Raw genomic sequence first — 18,780 nt, 5'->3', positions numbered from 1 at the left:
GTGACTCGGCCTCCGGCCAGACCCTGACCTACTCCGCCACCGGCCTGCCGACCGGCCTGTCGATCAGCTCCTCGGGCCTGATCACCGGCACCGCCTCCACCGCCGGCACCTACAACGTGAGCGTCAAGGCCACCGACACCACCGGCGCCAACGGCTCCGCCAGCTTCACCTGGACCGTCAGCGGCGGCGGCAGCGGCTGCGGCTCCCAGCTCCTCGGCAACGCCGGCTTCGAGACCGGCAGCGCCGCCCCCTGGACCGCCACCGCCGGCGTCATCGACAACAGCAGCAGCGAGCCCGCCCACTCCGGCAGCTGGAAGGCCTGGCTGGACGGCTACGGCAGCGCCCACACCGACACGCTGAGCCAGACCGTCAGCATCCCGGCCGGCTGCCACGCCACGCTCTCCTTCTGGCTCCACATCGACACCGCCGAGACCGGCACCACCGCCTACGACACCCTCAAGGTGCAGGCCAACTCCAGCACGGTCGCGTCCTTCTCCAACGTCAACCACAACACCGGCTACGTGCAGAAGACCTACGACCTCTCCTCGTTCGCCGGCCAGACCGTCACCCTGAAGTTCACCGGCACCGAGGACTCCTCGCTGCAGACCAGCTTCGTGATCGACGACACCGCCATCACCACCTCCTGACGCTCAACCGCTGACCCCTGGGGCCGTGGCCACCCGCCACGGCCCCTCGGGCTGTCCGAGAGGGCTGTCCGAGTGGGCTGTCCGGAAATCAGTGGCCGGGCGGGCGGCTGGGCGGGCAGACTCGGGCCCCCAGTCATGCTCACTCGGAGGACAACGTGCTCGCCCCCGCCCCGGCGCTCGACAGCCTGCAAGGACTCACGCTCGGCGACGCCTTCGGCGACCGCTGGTTCTCGGTGCCCACCGACCAGGCAGCCGCCGAACTGGCCGCGCGGCTCCCCCGCAAGGGCCCCTGGCACTGGACCGACGACTCCGCGATGGCCCTGGTGCTGCTGCACCACCTGGTCACCCACGGCGAGGTCCGACCGGACGGGCTCGCGCAGGCCTTCGCCGCCGAGTACACCCAGAACTACGGCCGCAAGTACGGTCCGTCGATGCACCAGGTGCTGCGGGCGATCCAGGACGGCGCGCACTGGCTGACCGTCACCTCGGGGATGTTCGGCGGCCAGGGTTCGCACGGCAACGGCGCGGCGATGCGGGTCGCACCGCTGGGCGCCTGGTTCGCCGACGATCTGGCGGCCGCCGCCGATCAGGCCCGGCGGTCGGCGCGGACCACCCACTCCCACCCCGAGGCCGTGGCCGGCGCACAGGCCGTGGCACTGGCCGCGGCGCTCGCCGCGCGCAGTCGGGGGACGGCCGCGCCGGGGCGGCGCGAGCTGCTGGAGGAGGTGGCCGGGCTGCTGCCCGTCAGCGACGTCCGGTCGGGGCTGCGGATCGCAGCCCGGCTGCCGGAGGGGACCTCGGTGCGGCACGCCGCCGTGACGCTGGGCTCCGGTCGGCAGCTCTCGGCCCAGGACACCGTGCCGTTCGCGCTCTGGTCGGCGGCCGGCGCGCTGGACGACCTGCCCGAGGCGATCTGGACGACGCTCGGCGGCTGGGGGGACGTGACTCCTCCCCGCCAGAAATGACGGGTCTTCCTGTTACGCCGAGTTGGCGTCGCAGCGGACCAGCCCGGCCCGTAGAACGTTGATGGCGCCCACCGTGTCCGCGTGCGCCAAGTGACCACACCCTACGCAGTGGAATTTCGCCTGAGTGGTGCGGTTCTCCCCGCAGACATGCCCACATTCGGGGCAGGTCCGGGAGGTGTTGCGGGGGTCCACTGCGATAATCGTCCGGCCGGCGCTTTCAGCCTTGCTGGCGAGAATCTGGAGGAACACCCCCCAACCCGCATCCGATATCGACCTGTTCAACCCGCTCTTGGCCGCCGCACCGTTGGGCAGAAACACACCAGGCTGCTCGGGGTCCGGCTTCGGCTTCGGAGCACGCACCATGTTGCCGATCGTCAGCTTCTCGTGCGCGATCAGATCGTGCTGACGGACCAGCGTGAGGGCCGTCTTGTGTGCGTGGTCGAGGCGTTGGCGGCGCACTGTGCCGTGCAGGGCAGCGACCTTCTCCACCGCCCGTCGGTGCTTCTTGGTGCGCTTGTCCCGGCGGACACGGGGGAAGGCGGAGAGCTGCCGCTGTGCTTCAGCGAGGGCCTCGGTATTCTCCCGGCCGAACCTGGGGTTGGCGACGAACTCCCCGTTGGAGTCGGCGAGGAAGTTGGCGATGCCCAGGTCGATGCCGACGACGGAGCCGGTCGGCGCGAGAGGCTCGGCCTTCGCCTGCTCGGCGGTCAGCACGACGAACCAGCGCCTGCCCTCGCGCTTCACGGACACGGTCTTGACCCTGCCGACCACCGGCCGGTGCTGGTTGACCTTGACGTGCCCGACACCTTGGAAGCGCACGCGGGTAGCGTGGCCGGGCAGGGAATCCCACCGGACACCGTCGCCGTCCTTCGGGAACTCCACGGTGTCGAACCAGTTTTGTCCCCGGAACCGGGGGTAGCCGGGCGTCTGGCCGGCCTTGACCCGGCGGAAGAACGCCTGCATCGCCTTGTCGAGACGGCGAAGCGTCGTCTGCTGCGAGGAGAACGACCAGCGGCCCTGACGCTCGGGGTCGAACGCTCGGATCTCCTTGAGCTGCGCGGACTGCATCCCGTACTTGATGCTCGTCCTGGAGACATGCCGGTAGGCGTCGCGGCGCTCCTGCAAGGCCCCGTTGTAGAGCGAGCAGTGATCGCGGAGCATCTCGCCGAGGGCCTGGACCTGGCGAGTGGTGGGCCGCAGCAGGAACTTGTACGCACGGATCTGCGTGTCCAACGGGCCCACCTCCTCCAGGTCGATGTGATCAAGCTAGTACACGCCACTGACAACGCAGTGAGCTACGGGGCTTCGCCCCTCCCTGCCAAGGACCCATTCCCTCCCGACGTGAACGCCGGGATTCCCTGGGAGAAGAAGATGGACACCACCTGCGCCATCGCGGGCGGCGTGGTCGCCGCCCGGACCGGGTCGGCCGGGGTGCCCGCCGACTGGCTGGCGTCCCGCGAGCCGCTGCCCGACTGGGTCGCCGCGGTGCGGGCGTACTGATCCCGCTGCTCCCCCGGTCGTCTCAGCGGCGGGAGTTGCCGAAGAACAGGCGGTAGATGATCAGCAGCACCAGCGCGCCGCCGATCGCCGAAACCCAGCTCGCGAGGTCGAAGAAGTGGGTGGCCACCGGCCGGTGCAGGAAGCGCGAGGAGAGCCAGCCGCCGACGAACGAGCCCGCGATGCCGATCAGGGTCGTGACGATGAGGCCGCCGGGGTCGCGCCCGGGCAGCAGCAGCTTGGCGATGCCCCCGGCGATCAGGCCAAGAATGATCCAACTGACGATGCCCATGGTGTTTCCTGCCTTTCGGTGCGTCGTCGTGCGAGCAGTTGGTAGACGTCACCGGGCGCCGTCCCGGTTCCGCCGAGATGAGAAGGGCTCTCATCCGCGCGTGCGACCGTGTGGCCACCCGGCGCCTGGCCGGGGTCCCCTGGAAGGAGCGGAGATGGGCGGCGGCGAGAGCACCGGGCGGGTCCTGGTGGTGGACGACGACGCCGCGATCCGGCGGTCGCTGGAGCGCGGGCTGCGGCTGAGCGGATTCGCCGTCCGTTCGGCGGACGGCGGTCGGGCCGCGCTGGAGCTCGTCGCGACCGAGCCGCCCGACGTCCTGGTGCTCGACGTCTCGATGCCGGACCTCACCGGGACCGAGGTCTGCCGACAGCTGCGCGCGCAGGGCGTCGACACGCCCGTGCTGATGCTCTCGGCGCTGGACGAGCTGGCCGACCGGGTGGCCGGCCTGCAGGCCGGCGCCGACGACTACCTCGTCAAGCCGTTCGCCCTGGAGGAACTGGTGCTGCGGCTGCACGCGCTGCTGCGCCGGCGTCCGCCCGCCGCGACCGGGCTGCTGCGCGTCGGGCCGCTGGAGATCAACCCGGCCACCCGCGAGGTGTACCGGGACGGCCTGCCGGTGCAGCTGACCCGCCGCGAGTTCGAGCTGCTGGAGCAACTCGCCCGCAACGCGGGGCTGGTGCTCACCCGCGACCAACTGCTCGACCGCGTCTGGGGATACGACTTCGACGTCCGCACGGACGCGGTGGACACCTTCGTCAGCTACCTGCGGCGCAAGCTGGAGGAGGGCGGGCGGCCCCGGCTGATCCACACCGTGCGCGGGGTCGGCTTCGTGCTGCGTGTCGAGGGGAGCCACGGATGAGACTCGCCACCCGGATCGCGCTGTCGACCGCGCTCGTCGTACCGCTGCTGGTGCTCGGCGCCGGAGCCGCTCTGCTCGGCCTGATCACCCACGACCTGCGCAACCAGCAGAACGGCCGCCTGCGGGACCGGGCGGCCGCCGTCATGCCGGACGCCCGGACACTGCTCAACGCCGACCAGCAGGGCCGGACCAGGGTCGCCGAGAACCAGCACCGCAAGGTGCTGGACGCCGCCCTGGACGTCGGCGTCCGGGTGGCCGACGCGAACGGCACGCTGGTCACCCAGGGCGGCCCGCAGCCGGCCGACTCGGTCGCACTCCCGGCGCCGGGCGGCGGTCCGACCACGGTCCGCAGCTGGCGGGTGCTGGCCGTCCGGATCGCCGGCGCCAACCCCGGCACGCTCTGGGTGTTCGAGCCCACCTCCGTCACCGATCCGCAGGTCGCCGCGGTGCGCGGGCGGGTGCTGCTGATCGCGCTGCTCGCGGCGCCGCTCTCGGGCCTGCTCGCACTGGCCGTGGCCGGACGGGCCACCGCTCCGCTGCGCCGGCTCGGCCGCCGCGCGGCCGAGCTCGACCCGCGGGCCGGCGCGGCCGGCTTCGGCCGTGAACGCACCGGCGTGGGCGACGTCGACGAACTCGCCGCCGTGCTGGAGAGCGTGCTGGCGCGCTACGACGAGCAGGCCGGACGGACCGCGCAGGCCCTGGAGACCGCGCGCTCCTTCTCCGCCGCCGCCTCGCACGAGCTGCGCACCCCGCTGATGAGCATGCAGACCAATCTCGACGTGCTCAACGCCCACCCCGACCTCTCCCCCGCCGAACGGGCCGACATCCTGGCCGACTTGCGCGGCGACCACCGCCGGCTGCTCGAACTGCTCACCGCCCTGCGCACGTTGGCGCGCGGCGACCTGGTGGAGGTGGAGGCCTTCGGGCCGCTGGACCTGGCCGAGCCGGCCGAGGCCGCGGTCGGCGAGATGCGTCGGCGGCGGCCGGAGGTCCAGCTCTGGTACGTCCCCGAAGTGGCGGGCGGCGCGCGGGTGTTCGGCTGGGACGCCGGGCTGCGGATCGTCTGCGACAACCTGCTGGCCAACGCCGTGGCGCACGGCCGCACGCCCGGGGAACCGTGCCGGATCACCGTGCGGCTGGGCCGCGAGGACGGGCAGGCGGTGCTGACCGTGGACGACGCCGGTCCGGGCATCCCACCCGAGCAGCGCGCGGCCGTCTTCGACCGTTTCCACCGGCGGCGGGACAGTCCCGGCTCGGGGCTCGGGCTGACCCTGGTGGCCCAGCAAGTGGCCCTGCACCGGGGCACGGTGACCGTGTCGACCCCGCCCGGCGGGACAGGCTGCCGGATCGAGGTCCGGCTGCCGCTGCTGCTGGCCGACGCGCCGACGGTGGCGCTGCCGGCCCGGCGGGACTGGATCGGCGCCGCCGCCGGCGTCCGCTGAAGGCCGCTGATCCCGGTCCCGATCCTGCTCCCACAAGGAATCCACAAAGAGCCTCCCTACTGTCACTCCCGACAGGCCGCCTCGGTGGCCGGTCGGACACTTCACGACAGACCGGAGGACACCCGTCATGACCTCGTACCGCAAGGCGGCCGCCACGCTCGGCGCCCTCACCCTCGGCGGCGCGCTGCTCGCGACCGCAGCCCCCGCCCAGGCGCAGGACGCCACCCCCGCGGCCTCGCCGACCACCAAGACCCTCCCGGTGCCCAAGGGCGACGGCGCGAAGAGCATCTGCAAGCGGATGCCGAAGCTCCAGGAGCGCATCGAGAACTCCCTGACCCGGCTCAACGGCCCGGCCACCACGGCCGGTTCGATCGCCCGGCTGGAGCAGCGGGTGGACAACGCCAAGTCCGCCGGGCAGACCGCGGTGTACACCTACCTCAACGACCGGCTGACCTTCCGCAAGAGCCTGCTGCCCACCCTGCAGACCCGCCAGAGCGACCTCAAGTCGGTGGCGAGCTGGTGCTCCGCGCAGGGCCTCGGCACCTCCGCTCCGGCCTCCCAGTGAGGCGCGCCCTCGCCGTCGCGGCAGCGGCCGCACTCGCCGCGCTGAGCCTGACCGCCTGCGGCGCGGGCTCGGGCGCGGGTGCGGGCTCCACCACCCCGCAGACCCCGGCGGCCACCGCCACCGGCGCCGCCGGCACCGACGGCCAGCAGCTGAACGACATGCAGCAGAAGGTGGACGCCGCCGAAAGCGCCGCCGCGGCAGCCGATTCGGACGCCGCACAGAACAACTGACCCCGCCCGGCGGCCCGCGAGCCGGACGGCTTCGCCGATCGGCTGATCTTCGTACGGCGATGTGATAGGCACGATCCGTCAGGAAATAGACGGAGGGAAGCCGATGGATCACGGACTGGCGTTGGAGCGCTTGGCGCAGGTGGCCGGGCGGGACTCCCGCGAACTGGACCGGATCTGCGAGTCGGTGGCCGAGGCGCTGGTGGCGGACGGCGAGGAGCCCTCCTTCCTCGTCACCAGCGCCGACTTCGTGGGCGATCCCGTGCTGATCTGCGCGGACCGCTACTGGCGGCTGCGCCTGCTGGCCCAGCCCACCGTGCTGGAGGCGGCGGCCTGCGGGAGCTGGCTGGACGCCCATGTCGCGGCCGAGCACCAGCGCGTGATCGCCGGGAAGTGGGCGCTCGGGTACGGCTTCATCACCCGCGACAGCGTCGAGTCCGCCGTCGAACTCGCCGAATCGGCAACGGTGTTGCGTGCGACGGCGGACTCCGGAGCGGCCGCACGCTTCGCCACCTGGTACCACGCGGGCAAGTTGCGGGCCGACCTGCACTTCGACGAGCTGCGACGCTTCCTGGAGACCTCGCCGCTGACCGCCCAACCCCTGCGCGAGGAGCCGCTGTTCAACGCCCTGCTGGCGTTCGCGGCGCTCGGCAGCCGGTCCACCACCGCCGAGTACGCAATCGAACTCCTCGACGCAGCCTGGAGTTCACCGCAGAACACCCGCGAGGTGGTGGACGTCTGCCTCAACGCCCTCGCGGTGGCACGGCCGTTCGCCCGGCAGGGCGAACTGCTCTGCAGCCGGGCGGAGGAGGCCGTCCGGCAGTTCCCCACCGATCACCTCTTCCACGCCCGACTCGCAGCCGGCCAACGCCTGGCCGAGCGCTTCGACGAGGCGCTGACCAGCATCGACACCGCACTGCAGCGCCTTCCGGCCACCGGCAACCGGGGCAGTCACAGCCTGCTCCAGGAGCAGTACCTCCAGGAGCGCCGGACGATCCTGGACGGCCGGGAGCGCGCCGCCTGGACGACCCGCCAGCAACACCTGTGGGACCAGCAGGAGGCCGCCAACCAGGAGGTGCGGCACACCCTGGACGGCGCCACCGTACGGGCGGTGGAGCTGGTGGCGGTCTTCACCGCCGCGATCGCCTTCGCCGTGGGCTCGCTCCAGGTGGCCCTGAGCGGCAACCTCGGGCTGGCCGACCGGATCTGGCTGCTGGTGGCGCTGGGCGGCGGGCTGCTGCTCTTCGCACTGACGGTGGTGGGCGGCACCTGGTACCTGACGCGGGACCGCCGAAGGTAGTGCGAGTGGCCCGTCGTAGGATCGTCATATCTTCGGACGATCAACGCTATGCAGGGCCGGTGACAGTGCCATGGGTGCGGCAGAAAGCCACGCATTCGGCACCCGATTTTCCCATACCCCCCCCCCGTTGGTTTCCGTCCTCACCGCCTGCCTGCCGACCCAGGTGCGGGGGCTGACCAGCGCACTCGCCTCGCTGCAAGCGCAGCGGGGCCTCGGGCGGCCCGGCTGGGAGTGGGTCATCCAGTTCGACGGCCCGGCGCCGGCGCTGCCGGCCGAACTGGCCGACGCCAGGGCTGCGGGTCTGGTCACGATCGGCGACAGTCCACGCGCCGGCGGGGCCGGTCCCGCCGAGGCGCGCAACCGGGGGCTGGCCCGCTGCCGTGCCGCGCTGGTCCAGAACCTGGACGCCGACGACGAGTTGGAGCCGTCCGCGCTGGCCGTCCTGTCCGGCGCGCTGAGCCGGCACCCCGCGGCGGCCTACGCGGCGGGCGACGCCCGCGACCTGCTGCCGGACGGCTCGCTGCGCGCCGTCCCGCTGGAGCTGCGGCCCGGTGTGCTGGAGCCGGGGGCGGTCTACAGCCGCTGGCGCACCGAGCCGGCCGCCGAGTACTCGGTGCCACTGCACCCGGCCGGGATCATGTGGCGCAGGTCAGCGCTCTGGGAGTTCGGCTGCTGGCCGGCGCTCTGGGGGATGGACGACACCGCGCTGCTGATGGTGGTCTCCTCGTTCCGCGCCGGGGTGTACGTGGCGGCGGACACCCTGCGCTACCGGCGGCACGGCGGGCAGCTGTCGGGGCAGGTCGAGCAGCGCCGGGAGGCGTTGGCGGACCAGGTGGACTGGGTGCACCAGCGGGTGGCCGCGCTGCGCGAGGCGCAGGCGGCGCGCCGGATGGTGGACCTCGCTTGACGTGCTGGTAGCCGGTCGACAAGGATCGCGGCATGGAACACGGCACCGCTCTCGTCTGCCGCCTGCACGTCGATCTGCGACGCCAGGCGAGCGACATGTGTGCCTGCTGCCGCTGAACCTCGCGCCGACCCGCTCCCTGTGACCATTTCCAGGGCGCACGGCTGCTTTCTCATCACCCTCCCTCCCCGCACCCCGGCCGGCCGCGACGTCCTCCGTCGGCGGTGGGACCGACGGGCGCACCCGCACCCGCATCCTTCGTGAGGACCTCACATGAGCGTCGACCTCGCGCCGGCCCAGAGCGAGCCGCCGGCCCCGTCACCGTCCGTGCTGCCCGAAAGAACGCTGACGCCCGCCGAGCTGCGGGCCGTGGTGGCCGAGCTGGCCGATCGGCCGCAGGAGTGGATCCACCGGGTCCGCCTGTCGGCCGACGAACGCTGGTACGAGCGGCTGCGGCTGAGCGAGGATCACGAGGTCTGGCTGATCAGCTGGCTGCCGGGGCAGTCCACCGGCTTCCACGACCACGGCGGCTCGCGCGGCGCGTTCACGGTGGCGCTGGGCGAGCTGGAGGAGCTCTCGCTCGGCGGCCCCGAGGGCGAGCTGCACACCCGGCGGCTGTCGGCGGGCACGGTCCGCGCGTTCGGGCCCGAGTTCCTGCACGATGTCCGCAACACCGCCGCGGGCCCGGCGGTGACCATCCACGCGTACTCTCCGCCGCTGGGCGAGATGGCGCTCTACGAACTGCGCGCCAGCGGCCTGCGGCGCACCGCGGTGGAAGGACCGGAGCAGTGGTGACCGTCGACGAGTTGGTGGCCCGTTCGCGGGAGGGCGTGCACCGCCCGGGCCCGCAGGAGACCCGTACCGCGCAGCTGGCGGGCGCGCTGCTGGTGGACATCCGGCCGGCCGCCCAGCGCACCGCCGAGGGGCAGATCCCCGGCGCGCTGGTGATCGAGCGCAACGTGCTGGAGTGGCGCCTGGACCCGACCGGCAGCCACCGGATCCCGGAGGCGACCGGGTACGACCTGCCGGTGATCGTGCTCTGCTCGGCCGGGTACGCCTCCAGCCTGGCCGCCGCCTCGCTGCGCGAGCTGGGTCTGCACCGGGCGACGGACCTGGACGGCGGCTTCCTGGCCTGGGCCGAAGCGGGCCTGCCGACCGAACCGGGCCCCCTGGCGGGGTGAGACCGGGTACGGAGCACCGCGTTAGCTCCGTCACTGATCGCGTGTCAGGGGTTTCCCGCGGCCCGGATGCGGGAAACGTGCGGCGGGGCTCAACCCCATGATCCAGCTTCACCCGACCGGTGCTCCAGGCACCACAGCTAGGAACATTCCGTGATCAGATTCGACGGCGCCGGCAAGCGCCACCCCGACGGCACGATAGCCGTCGAGGGGTTGGACCTCACCGTGCCCGCCGGGCGGACCACCGTGCTGGTCGGCCCGTCCGGCTGCGGCAAGACCACCATCCTGCGGATGGTCAACCGGATGGTCGAGCCGACCTCGGGCCGGGTGCTGCTGGACGGCACGGACGTCACCGAGCTGGAGGCGGCCAAACTGCGGCGCGGGATCGGCTACGTGATCCAGCAGGCCGGGCTCTTCCCGCACCGCAAGGTGATCGACAACATCGCCACCGTGCCCTACCTGCTCGGCTGGGACCGCAAGAAGGCCCGGACCCGGGCGTACGAGATGCTCGAACTGGTGGGCCTGGCGCCGGAGACCGCCAAGCGGTACCCGTTCCAGCTCTCCGGCGGCCAGCAGCAGCGGGTCGGGGTGGCCAGGGCGCTGGCCGCCGACCCTCCGCTGCTGCTGATGGACGAGCCGTTCAGCGCCGTCGACCCGGTGGTGCGCGCCGGGTTGCAGGAGGAACTGCTCCGCCTCCAGTCGGAGTTGAACAAGACCGTGCTGTTCGTCACGCACGACATCGAGGAGGCCGTCCGACTCGGCGACCAGATCGTGGTGCTGCGCGAGCAGGGCCGGATCGGGCAGGTCGCCGACCCGGCCACCCTGCTGGCCGCGCCGGCCGACGATCAGGTGGCGGCCTTCCTCGGCCGCGACCGCGGGCTGCGCGGCCTGGGCCTGCGTCCGGCCGACCCGATCGCGCTCGCGCCGCTCGGCGAGCCCTTCGCCGGCTGGCGCCTGGAGCTGGACGAGTCCGGTCGGCCGACCGGCTGGTCGGGCCACGGCGAGCACCGCCCGGTGGCCGCCTTCGACCCCGCAGCCGACACCCTGCGCACCGCGCTGGACGCCACCGTCCTGTCGCCCGTCGGCGCGGCCGTCGCGGTGGACGCCGACGGACGGGCCGTGGGCATCGCCCCGCGCTCGGCGGTGCTGGACGCCCTCGACGCGCTGCACGCCCTGCCGGTGGCCCTGTCGAAGGCCGGGGACGAGGCCGGCCATGGACGGTGAGCCCCTGGTCCGCTGGTACTGGATCGGCGACCATCTCGGCTACCTGTGGGGCCTGTTGGCCGACCACGCGGTGATCTCGCTGGTCCCGGTGCTGATCGGGCTGCTGCTCGCGGTGCCGCTCGGACTGCTCTGCACCCGCTTCCCGCGGCTCTACCAGCCGCTGGCGGCGACCTTCAACGTGGTCTACGCGCTGCCCTCGCTGGCGGTCTTCGTGGTGCTCATCCCGTACACCGGCCTGGCCACCCAGGCCACCGTGATGATCCCGCTGACCTGCTACGCGCTCGCCGTGCTGCTGCCCACCACGGTGGACGGCCTGCGCGCGGTGCCCGAGCCGGTCCGGCAGGCCGCCACCGCGATGGGCTACGGACCCTGGCGGCGGCTGACCGCCGTCGAACTCCCCTCGGCCGTGCCGTACGTGGTGGCCGGCCTGCGGGTGGCGGCGGTCTCCAGCATCTCGCTGGCCAGCGTCGGCGCGCTGATCGGGCGCGGCGGGCTCGGCTACCTCTTCATCGACGGCTTCCAACGCACCTTCCCGACCCCGATCGTGGCCGGGATCGTGCTGGTCGCCGTCCTCGCCCTGGTGACCGACGGCGTGCTGCTGCTGGCCCGCCGACTGCTCGCCCCCTGGGCCGGGCGCGAGACGGCGGTGCGGCGATGAACTGGCTCTCCTGGATCTCCGACTTCTTCAACTCCCCCGACCGGCGCAGCGGTCCCGACTCGATCGTGCAGCGGGTCGGCGAGCATCTGGCGATCTCCGGCGAGGCGCTCTTCTACGCGGCGCTGCTGGCCGTCCCGCTCGGCCTGCTGATCGGCTACAGCGGGCGCGGCGCCGGCCTGGTGACGGCGCTGAGCGGCACCGCGCGGGCGCTGCCGACGCTCGGGCTGGTCACGCTGGCGGTGCTGCTGGTCGGGGTCGGCGACAGCGCCGTACTGATCCCGCTGGTGGCGCTGGCCGCACCCGTCCTGCTGGTGGCGGCCTGCGAGGGCGTCCGCGGCACCGATCCGGACCTGCGGGACGCGGCCCGCGGCATCGGCCTGACGCACCGTCAAGTACTGTTCCAGGTCTGCGTTCCGGCGGCACTGCCGGCCCTGCTGGCCGGGCTGCGCACCGCCACCGTCCAGGTGATCGCCACCGCGACGGTGGCCGCCTACGTGGGCCTGGGCGGGCTCGGCCGCTACGTCATCGACGGCCTGGCCACCCGCGACTTCCCGCTCACGATCGGCGGCGCGCTGCTGGTGGTGCTGCTCGCGGTGGCGGCCCAGCTGCTCTTCGCGGCGCTGAACCGGTTCGCACTGCCCGCCGGGCTGCGCAAGCAGCGGCGCTGATTTCCCCAAGTAACCCTTACGCCCCCAAGTAACCCTTACGAAAGGTCCATCCTGATGTCCCTGCGTTCCCGCGCGACCACCTCCGCCGTCCTGCTGGCGGCCATCGCCCTGGCCGCCACGGCCTGCAGCTCATCCAAGAGCGACCCGCTGTCCGGTAGTTCGAAAGCCGCCGGCAGCGGTTCGACGGTCACCGTCGGCTCGGCCAACTACCCCGAGAACGTGCTGCTCGCCTCGATCTACTCGCAGGCGTTGCAGGCCAAGGGCGTCAAGGTCGATGAGAAGTTCAACATCGGCAGCCGCGAGGTGATCTACGGCCAGCTGCAGAGCGGCAACCTGACGGTGCTGCCGGAGTACAACGGCGCGCTGCTGCAGTACCTGGACGCCAAGGCCACCGCCGCCACCTCGACCGACGTCGACGCGGCGCTGCAGAAGGCGCTGCCGTCCTCGCTGGAGGTCCTCAACTCCTCGGCGGCCGAGGACAAGGACTCTCTGACGGTCAGTCAGGCCACCGCCGACAAGTACAGCCTGAAGAGCATCACGGACCTGACCGCGCAGGCCGCGAACTTCACCATCGGCGGCCAGCCGGAGTTCAAGTCGCGGCGCGAGCAGCAGTTCAAGGACGTCTACGGGCTGACCTTCAAGGACTGGAAGCCGACCGCCGACACCACCGCCAACGCGCTCAAGGACGGCTCGCTCCAGGTCGGCGACGTCTTCACCACCGACCCGCGGATCCTTCAGCTGGGCCTGGTGACCCTCACCGACCCGAAGAACCTGTTCGGCGCGCAGAACGTGACGCCGCTGGTCAACAAGGCGGGCGTGAACCAGACGGTCACCGACACGCTGAACGCCGTGTCGGCAAAGCTGGACACCCCCGGACTGGTGGCGCTGATGAAGAAGGTGTCGATCGACAAGGACGACCCGTCGGCGGTCGCCAAGGACTGGGTGAAGGCGAACGGTCTGAGCTGACAAGGGTCCGGGCTGACGAGCTTCCACGCATCAGGGCCCCGCACCGCCGCCCGAGGGGGACGGCGGTGCGGGGCCCTTGCGTGGGGCCTGTCAGTACCAGTGGTGGTTCTGCCAGAAGGTCCAGGCGGCGTTCGGGCTGCCGTAGCGGTCGTTCATGTAGCCGAGCGTCCACTTGATCTGGGTCACCGGGTTGGTCCGCCAGTCGGAGCCGGCCGAGGCCATTTTGCTCGCCGGCAGCGCCTGGCCGAGGCCGTAGGAGCCGGAGGACGGGTTGGTGGCCTGGAGGTTCCAGCTGCTCTCGTGGCTGATGATGCTGCTGAAGGCGGCCCACTGGCCGGCCGGGACCATGCTCTGCGCCAGCGCGCGGACGCCACTGGGGCTGGTGTCGACGGCGGCGGGCTGCGGGGCCGGGGCCGCCGGCTGCGCGGGGGCGGGCTCGGCCGGCGCGGCCGGGGCAGGGGCCTGCGGGGCGGCGGCGGGAGCCTCGGCGGGCTGCGCGGCCGGGGCGGCCGGCTCGGCCTCGCCGGATCCGAGGTACGGCGCGGCGGCGACGGAGTGGCCGCCGGCGGCCGGGATCGGCTTCAGGTAGGGCGCGGCGGCGAGCCGGCCGGTGTCCATGGCGCGGGTGGCGGTGTCCAGCGAGAGCTTCAGGGCGTCCTGGTGGCTGCCGGAGGCGACCGTGGTCACGACCGGCGCGTCGGCGGAGGCCGGGTCGGTCGGGAGCGCGAGGGCCACGGCGGAGGCGGCGATGACGGTGGCCAGACCGGCCGAGCCGACCAGGACGGAGGATCGTCGGCGCACGGTGGACGTCAGGGTCTTGCGCATGCTGCATCAACCTCGTTCGGTAGGTTCCGGCCCCGGGCGCGCAGCGGTGGTGCGGCGGTGTGCCGCGCGCTGCGACGGCGCGTCGGTGGCCGTGGGCACCCCGGTCTCGGTCGGTGCCGTACGGAGCGCTCCACCGGTGGGGACGGCATCGGCGGGAGGCCGGTGCGGGGCGGTGCGCTGGGCGACTCGTCCAGGTTTAACGTGCGCGCCGGGCGGGCGGCAAACACCGCTGCTACGACGCGCGATAGGAGTTCCCGCGCCCGATCCGGGCGCAGCCGCTCCAGCTGGGGGATCGCGGCGACGACGCGCGGTCGTGGACGTGAATCGCCTGTGGCCGGTGTCACCAGGGCCGTCACCGAGGGCCATTGGGCGGGCACCGAGCGTGCCGGGTCGGGAGGTGCGCCGCAGGCGGGAGGGCCCGAGGGGCCAGTCGCGGTGCCGGCGGGCGGTGCTGACCGATCGTTAGGACTCTTGACAGATCAGTGGTCTAGTCCAAACATAGGCGGTGTCATCCGACCGGGATGCACTGTGGGGGTGTGACCACCGGCCGGCAGGCACTCGCCCTGTCCTGAAACGCCCACCACCCCCTCCCGTCGCCGGCTCCCGCCCGTACCCGCACGCTCCGGCCGCCTTCGCGCCGGTCGTTGTCATGCCCACTTCCCAATTTCCCGTCACGTCTGTTGGAGCACTGCATGCGACTTCACAGATCCATCCAGGCCCTGCTGTCCGCCGGCTTCACGCTGGCCGCCTCGGCCGGCCTCGTGGTCGGCGCAGGCAGCGCCGCCCACGCGGCGACCCCGCTGCCCGCGCACGTCTTCGCGCCGTACTTCGAGGCGTACAGCTCGGACGACCCGGCCGCCCTGGCCGCGCAGTCCGGCAACAAGTACCTGACCATGGCCTTCATCCAGGCGGACACCAAGGGCTCCTGCACCCCGTACTGGAACGGCCAGACCGCGAACCCGATCGCGACCTCGCAGTACGGCGCCGCGATCAGCACCATCCGCGCGGCCGGCGGCGACGTCATCCCGTCCTTCGGCGGCTACGGCGCCGACCACGACGGCACCGAGATCGCCGACAGCTGCACCGACGTCAACTCGATCGCCGCCGCGTACGAGAACGTCATCACCACCTACGGCGTCAGCCGGATCGACCTGGACACCGAGGACAACTCGCTGACCGATACGGCCGGCATCGACCGCCGCAACAAGGCGATCAAGGTGGTCGAGGACTGGGCCGCGGCCAACAACCGCAGCGTGCAGTTCTCCTACACCCTGCCGACCACCACCAGCGGCCTGGCCAGCAGCGGCCTGGCCGTCCTGCAGAACGCGGTCAGCAACAACGCGCGGATCGACGTCGTGAACGTGATGGCGTTCGACTACTACGACGGCGCCTCGCACGAGATGGCCAACGACGCCGAGTCGGCGGCCACCGGCACCTACAACCAGCTGGCGCAGCTCTACCCGGCGAAGACGGCCGCCCAGCTGTGGGGCTCGATCGGCGTCACCCTGATGCCCGGCGTCGACGACTTCGGCGCGGGCGAGACCACCACCGTCGCGGACGCGTCCGCCGTCCAGAACTGGGCCAACGGCAAGGGCCTCAACACGCTCTCGTTCTGGGCCCTGGAACGCGACAACGGCAGCTGCACCGTCGGCACGGCGGGCTCCGACACCTGCTCGGGCATCGCCCAGGGCACCTGGGACTTCAGCCACGCCCTGGAGCCGTTCACCGGCGGGGGCGGCACGCAGGCCAACGACTTCTCGCTGAGCGCCTCCCCGGCCGCCGGCTCGGTCGCCGCGGGCGGCTCGGCCACCGCCGCCGTCGCCACCGCCGTCACCTCCGGCAGCGCCCAGAACGTGGCCCTGACCGTCACCGGCGCACCCGCCGGCGTCACCGCCACGCTCAGCCCCGCCGGCGTCACCGCGGGCGCCGGCTCCACCCTCACCGTCGCCACCAGCGCGTCCACCGCGCCCGGTACGTACCCGCTCACCGTCACCGGCACCGCCGCCTCCGGCAGCCACAGCACCTCTTACACCCTCACCGTCACCGGCGGAACCACAGGTGGCGGCCTGGTCAACGGCGGCTTCGAGACCGGCAGCCTGAGCCCGTGGACCTGCCAGAGCGGCGGCGCGGTGGTCTCCACCCCCGTGCACTCCGGCAGCCACGCGCTGCAGGTCGCGCCGACCAGCAGCCAGACCGGCGAGTGCGACCAGAGCGTCACGCTGGCCCCCAACCACGCCTACACGCTCACCGGTTGGGTCCAGGGCAACTACGCCTACCTGGGCGTGAGCGGCGGCGCCACCGCGTCCACCTGGGCCTCCGGCAGCGCCTGGACCAAGCTCACGGTCCCGTTCAGCACGGGCGCCTCGGGCACCGTGACCGTCTACCTGCACGGCTGGTACGGCCAGGGCAACGTCTTCGGGGACGACTTCTCGATCGCGTAGTGCGTGGCGGGGCCCGGTTCGTGACGGCGGTCGCGACCCGGGCCCCGAGCGCCGCTTCCGGCGGTTGTCCGACCCCCGTGCTTGACTGGCGCCATGGCATCGCAGGAGCTGGAGACCGTCGAATTCCCCACCGCCGCCGCCCTGGAGGCGTGGCTGACGGAGCATGGCACCGACTGCCCCGGCGTCTGGCTCAAGTTCGCCAAGAAGGCGCCCGGCGTCGAGGCGCTCACGTACGCCGAGGCCCTGGAGGTCGCCCTCTGCCACGGCTGGATCGACGGGCAGAAGGCCGCTTTCGACGACCGCTACTGGCTCCAGCGCTTCACCCCGCGTCGCGCCCGCAGCAGGTGGTCGCGGATCAACCGCGACAAGGCCGAGGCTCTGATCGCCGAGGGCCGGATGCACCCGGCCGGGCTCGCCGAGGTCGAACGGGCCCGCGCGGACGGGCGCTGGGACGCCGCGTACGCGAGCGCGCGCACCGCCGAGGTCCCCGCCGACCTGGCCGCGGCCCTCGCCGCCGAGCCCGCGGCCGCACGCTTCTTCGAGACGCTGGACGGCGCCAACCGGTACGCGGTGCTGTACCGGGTCCAGGAGCCCAAGAAACCCGAGACCCGCGCCCGGCGGATCGAGAAGTTCGTCGCCATGCTCGCGGCCGGCCAGAAGCTCCATCCTTGAAGTGCTCTCCCGGCTGAGGCTGGGAGATTCCTGCTTACCTTGCGGCAGCGGGCTTGACGCGCTTCGCGCGCCTGACGACTGCCCTCCCGGCAGCCGGGACGAGCGCATGGCCCATCCGATACAGGTGCAGAATGTTCCGGGCCGCGTTGAGGTCGGCGTTGCCGGACCACCCACAGCCGGGGTTCTTGCACACGAACAGGGCCTGGCTCTCGCGGCTGCCAGGTGTGGTGAGCCCGCACATCGAGCAACGCCGGGAGGTCCCGGGGGCGGGGACCCTGGCGAGGGTGCCGCCGCGCCGGGCGGTCTTGTACGCCAGCAGGACGACGGTGCGACCCCATGCCTCCCCGCTGATGGAGCGGTTCAGTCCGGCCTTCTGTGCGACGTTCTTCCCCGGCTGGTCGATGGTGCCCTTGGCGGACTTGACCATGTTCGTGATCTGCAGATGCTCGACCACGACCGTGCCGTACGTGTCGGCGATGGCCGTGGTGGTCTGGTGCTGCCAGTCCTGGTGGCGTCGTTTGGCTCTCGCGCGCAACCCGTGGATCCGGTCATAGGTGTGGTGCAGGCGGCGCGAGGTGCGCTCGCCGGGCTGGCGGTGTGCCTTGCGCCGTGCGGCCCGCTGCTCCAGGCGCAGCAGCTTGGCCTTCTCGGTGTCGGTCAGCCAGTCGTCGTGGGTCTGATGGTTCCCATCCGAGAGGGCGAGGGCGACGTTCACCCCGACGTCGATACCGACCTCGGGTCCGGTGTGCGGCGCGGACGCGGGTTCCAGGGTCTGGACACGGAAGGCGATGTGCCAGCCGAGTGCGTCCTTGACCAGCCGCGCCCCGCTGATCCGGTTGTCAGCGTCTGCGCGCTTTCCGACGGGGAGGTCCCTGGTCCAGCGGAACCGGACCCGGCCCACCTTCGGGATCGTGACCATGCCCCAGCGGCGATGGACCCGCTTGATGTTGAGATCGCGTCCCTGCGGAATGTCCACAGACATGACCGATCGGTGACGTGCCTTGAAGTTCGGCTCGTCGGCCCGGCCTTCCCAGCAGTTCCTCCACGCCTGGATGTACGTCTTGAGAACGGCCTGCGCAGCCTGCGCGGGCAGCACCGCATACCAGTCGATCTCCTTACGAGCCTGACGCAGTGTCTGGTCCATGCGGACAAGTGACCGCTGGCACCTCGGCGTCATCATCCACAGGTCGTGCAACTGGTTCCACATCGCCCGCGCAGCGTGAGCCTGCCCGTCGATCCTCTCCGACTCGACACGCGAGATCGCTAGTCGGGCGCGGTGCCCGAACTGCCACTTCTCCATGACGTGTTCGCCCATACTGATCACTGTATGCGGTTGCCTTATGTCACCGCGTTGAAATCTAAATCCCGATGTACGCACTGGACGACTTGTCCTCTACAACCTGCATGTTCATTGCGGAGCCCTGGCCAGATCAGATTTAGGGCCCTCGCC

At 72.1% G+C, this 18,780-nt stretch carries 20 protein-coding genes and 1 pseudogene; 17 read left to right on the top strand and 4 right to left on the bottom strand.

What is annotated here, in order from left to right; all coding sequences use genetic code 11:
• Together P3T37_RS30920 and P3T37_RS30915 are read left to right on the top strand one after the other, a co-directional pair.
• A partial coding sequence (locus tag P3T37_RS30920) for a putative Ig domain-containing protein (RefSeq protein WP_280727210.1) occupies positions 1-647 on the top strand: 647 nt, incomplete at its 5' end.
• A 155-nt stretch (positions 648-802) separates the two neighbouring features.
• Entirely contained in the window at positions 803-1,612 is an 810-nt protein-coding gene (locus tag P3T37_RS30915; protein WP_280727209.1) for an ADP-ribosylglycohydrolase family protein, read from the top strand.
• A gap of 12 nt (positions 1,613-1,624) precedes the next feature.
• Here P3T37_RS30915 and P3T37_RS30910 read toward each other — a convergent pair whose 3' ends face one another.
• Positions 1,625-2,845, bottom strand: a complete 1,221-nt coding sequence (locus tag P3T37_RS30910; protein ID WP_280727208.1) for a transposase — start codon at positions 2,843-2,845, stop codon at positions 1,625-1,627.
• A gap of 138 nt (positions 2,846-2,983) precedes the next feature.
• Here P3T37_RS30910 and P3T37_RS30905 point away from each other — a divergent pair.
• A pseudogene (locus P3T37_RS30905) lies at positions 2,984-3,112 on the top strand (ADP-ribosylglycohydrolase family protein); the annotation flags it as partial.
• Between the two features lie 22 nt (positions 3,113-3,134).
• On the opposite strand, the gene P3T37_RS30900 reads toward P3T37_RS30905, so the two are convergent.
• Positions 3,135-3,401 (bottom strand): GlsB/YeaQ/YmgE family stress response membrane protein, encoded by a 267-nt coding sequence (locus P3T37_RS30900; RefSeq protein WP_280727207.1) that lies wholly within the window; start codon positions 3,399-3,401, stop codon positions 3,135-3,137.
• Positions 3,402-3,555: 154 nt separating this feature from the next.
• On the opposite strand from P3T37_RS30900, the gene P3T37_RS30895 reads away from it, so the two are divergent.
• The 12 genes from P3T37_RS30895 (at position 3,556) to P3T37_RS30840 (ending at position 13,392) form a co-directional block, all read left to right on the top strand.
• Complete coding sequence (locus tag P3T37_RS30895; protein ID WP_280727206.1) at positions 3,556-4,260, top strand: response regulator transcription factor; 705 nt, start codon at positions 3,556-3,558, stop codon at positions 4,258-4,260.
• Positions 4,257-5,702 (top strand): HAMP domain-containing sensor histidine kinase, encoded by a 1,446-nt coding sequence (locus P3T37_RS30890; protein ID WP_280727205.1) that lies wholly within the window; start codon positions 4,257-4,259, stop codon positions 5,700-5,702. Before P3T37_RS30895 ends, P3T37_RS30890 begins: the two co-directional genes overlap by 4 nt.
• 127 nt (positions 5,703-5,829) lie before the next feature.
• Entirely contained in the window at positions 5,830-6,267 is a 438-nt protein-coding gene (locus P3T37_RS30885; protein ID WP_280727204.1) for a hypothetical protein, read from the top strand.
• Complete coding sequence (locus P3T37_RS30880; RefSeq protein ID WP_280727203.1) at positions 6,264-6,497, top strand: hypothetical protein; 234 nt, start codon at positions 6,264-6,266, stop codon at positions 6,495-6,497. The genes P3T37_RS30885 and P3T37_RS30880 overlap by 4 nt, the downstream gene beginning before the upstream one ends.
• Positions 6,498-6,600: 103 nt before the next feature.
• Positions 6,601-7,794 (top strand): hypothetical protein, encoded by a 1,194-nt coding sequence (locus tag P3T37_RS30875; RefSeq protein WP_280727202.1) that lies wholly within the window; start codon positions 6,601-6,603, stop codon positions 7,792-7,794.
• A gap of 127 nt (positions 7,795-7,921) precedes the next feature.
• Positions 7,922-8,701: a glycosyltransferase gene (locus P3T37_RS30870; RefSeq protein ID WP_280727201.1), complete on the top strand. Its 780-nt coding sequence runs from the start codon at positions 7,922-7,924 to the stop codon at positions 8,699-8,701.
• A 270-nt stretch (positions 8,702-8,971) separates the two neighbouring features.
• Positions 8,972-9,493, top strand: a complete 522-nt coding sequence (locus P3T37_RS30865) for a cysteine dioxygenase family protein (RefSeq protein WP_280727200.1) — start codon at positions 8,972-8,974, stop codon at positions 9,491-9,493.
• Positions 9,487-9,879, top strand: coding sequence for a rhodanese-like domain-containing protein (locus P3T37_RS30860; RefSeq protein WP_280727199.1), 393 nt, complete (start codon positions 9,487-9,489; stop codon positions 9,877-9,879). The genes P3T37_RS30865 and P3T37_RS30860 overlap by 7 nt, the downstream gene beginning before the upstream one ends.
• Positions 9,880-10,029: 150 nt before the next feature.
• The gene (locus P3T37_RS30855; RefSeq protein WP_280727198.1) at positions 10,030-11,100 is read left to right on the top strand and encodes an ATP-binding cassette domain-containing protein; all 1,071 of its coding nucleotides are present in this window, start codon (positions 10,030-10,032) and stop codon (positions 11,098-11,100) included.
• On the top strand, positions 11,090-11,758 hold the full coding sequence (locus tag P3T37_RS30850) for an ABC transporter permease (RefSeq protein WP_280727197.1): 669 nt from the start codon (positions 11,090-11,092) through the stop codon (positions 11,756-11,758). The genes P3T37_RS30855 and P3T37_RS30850 overlap by 11 nt, the downstream gene beginning before the upstream one ends.
• Positions 11,755-12,426, top strand: a complete 672-nt coding sequence (locus tag P3T37_RS30845; RefSeq protein ID WP_280727196.1) for an ABC transporter permease subunit — start codon at positions 11,755-11,757, stop codon at positions 12,424-12,426. Before P3T37_RS30850 ends, P3T37_RS30845 begins: the two co-directional genes overlap by 4 nt.
• Positions 12,427-12,480: 54 nt before the next feature.
• Entirely contained in the window at positions 12,481-13,392 is a 912-nt protein-coding gene (locus P3T37_RS30840) for an ABC transporter substrate-binding protein (protein ID WP_280727195.1), read from the top strand.
• Positions 13,393-13,482: 90 nt separating this feature from the next.
• Here P3T37_RS30840 and P3T37_RS30835 read toward each other — a convergent pair whose 3' ends face one another.
• Positions 13,483-14,217: a transglycosylase SLT domain-containing protein gene (locus P3T37_RS30835; protein WP_280727194.1), complete on the bottom strand. Its 735-nt coding sequence runs from the start codon at positions 14,215-14,217 to the stop codon at positions 13,483-13,485.
• A gap of 692 nt (positions 14,218-14,909) precedes the next feature.
• On the opposite strand from P3T37_RS30835, the gene P3T37_RS30830 reads away from it, so the two are divergent.
• Both P3T37_RS30830 and P3T37_RS30825 read left to right on the top strand, forming a co-directional pair.
• Positions 14,910-16,658: a glycosyl hydrolase family 18 protein gene (locus P3T37_RS30830; protein WP_280727193.1), complete on the top strand. Its 1,749-nt coding sequence runs from the start codon at positions 14,910-14,912 to the stop codon at positions 16,656-16,658.
• Positions 16,659-16,751: 93 nt separating this feature from the next.
• Positions 16,752-17,330 (top strand): YdeI/OmpD-associated family protein, encoded by a 579-nt coding sequence (locus P3T37_RS30825; protein WP_280727192.1) that lies wholly within the window; start codon positions 16,752-16,754, stop codon positions 17,328-17,330.
• Between the two features lie 34 nt (positions 17,331-17,364).
• Here P3T37_RS30825 and P3T37_RS30820 read toward each other — a convergent pair whose 3' ends face one another.
• Complete coding sequence (locus P3T37_RS30820) at positions 17,365-18,645, bottom strand: transposase (protein WP_280727191.1); 1,281 nt, start codon at positions 18,643-18,645, stop codon at positions 17,365-17,367.
• Positions 18,646-18,780: the final 135 nt, after the last annotated feature.

The organism is Kitasatospora sp. MAA4 (assembly GCF_029893355.1).
Lineage (GTDB): Bacteria > Actinomycetota > Actinomycetes > Streptomycetales > Streptomycetaceae > Kitasatospora.
The sequence above is the reverse complement of the archived record's forward strand: the minus strand, read 5'-3'. Positions and strand labels throughout refer to the sequence as shown.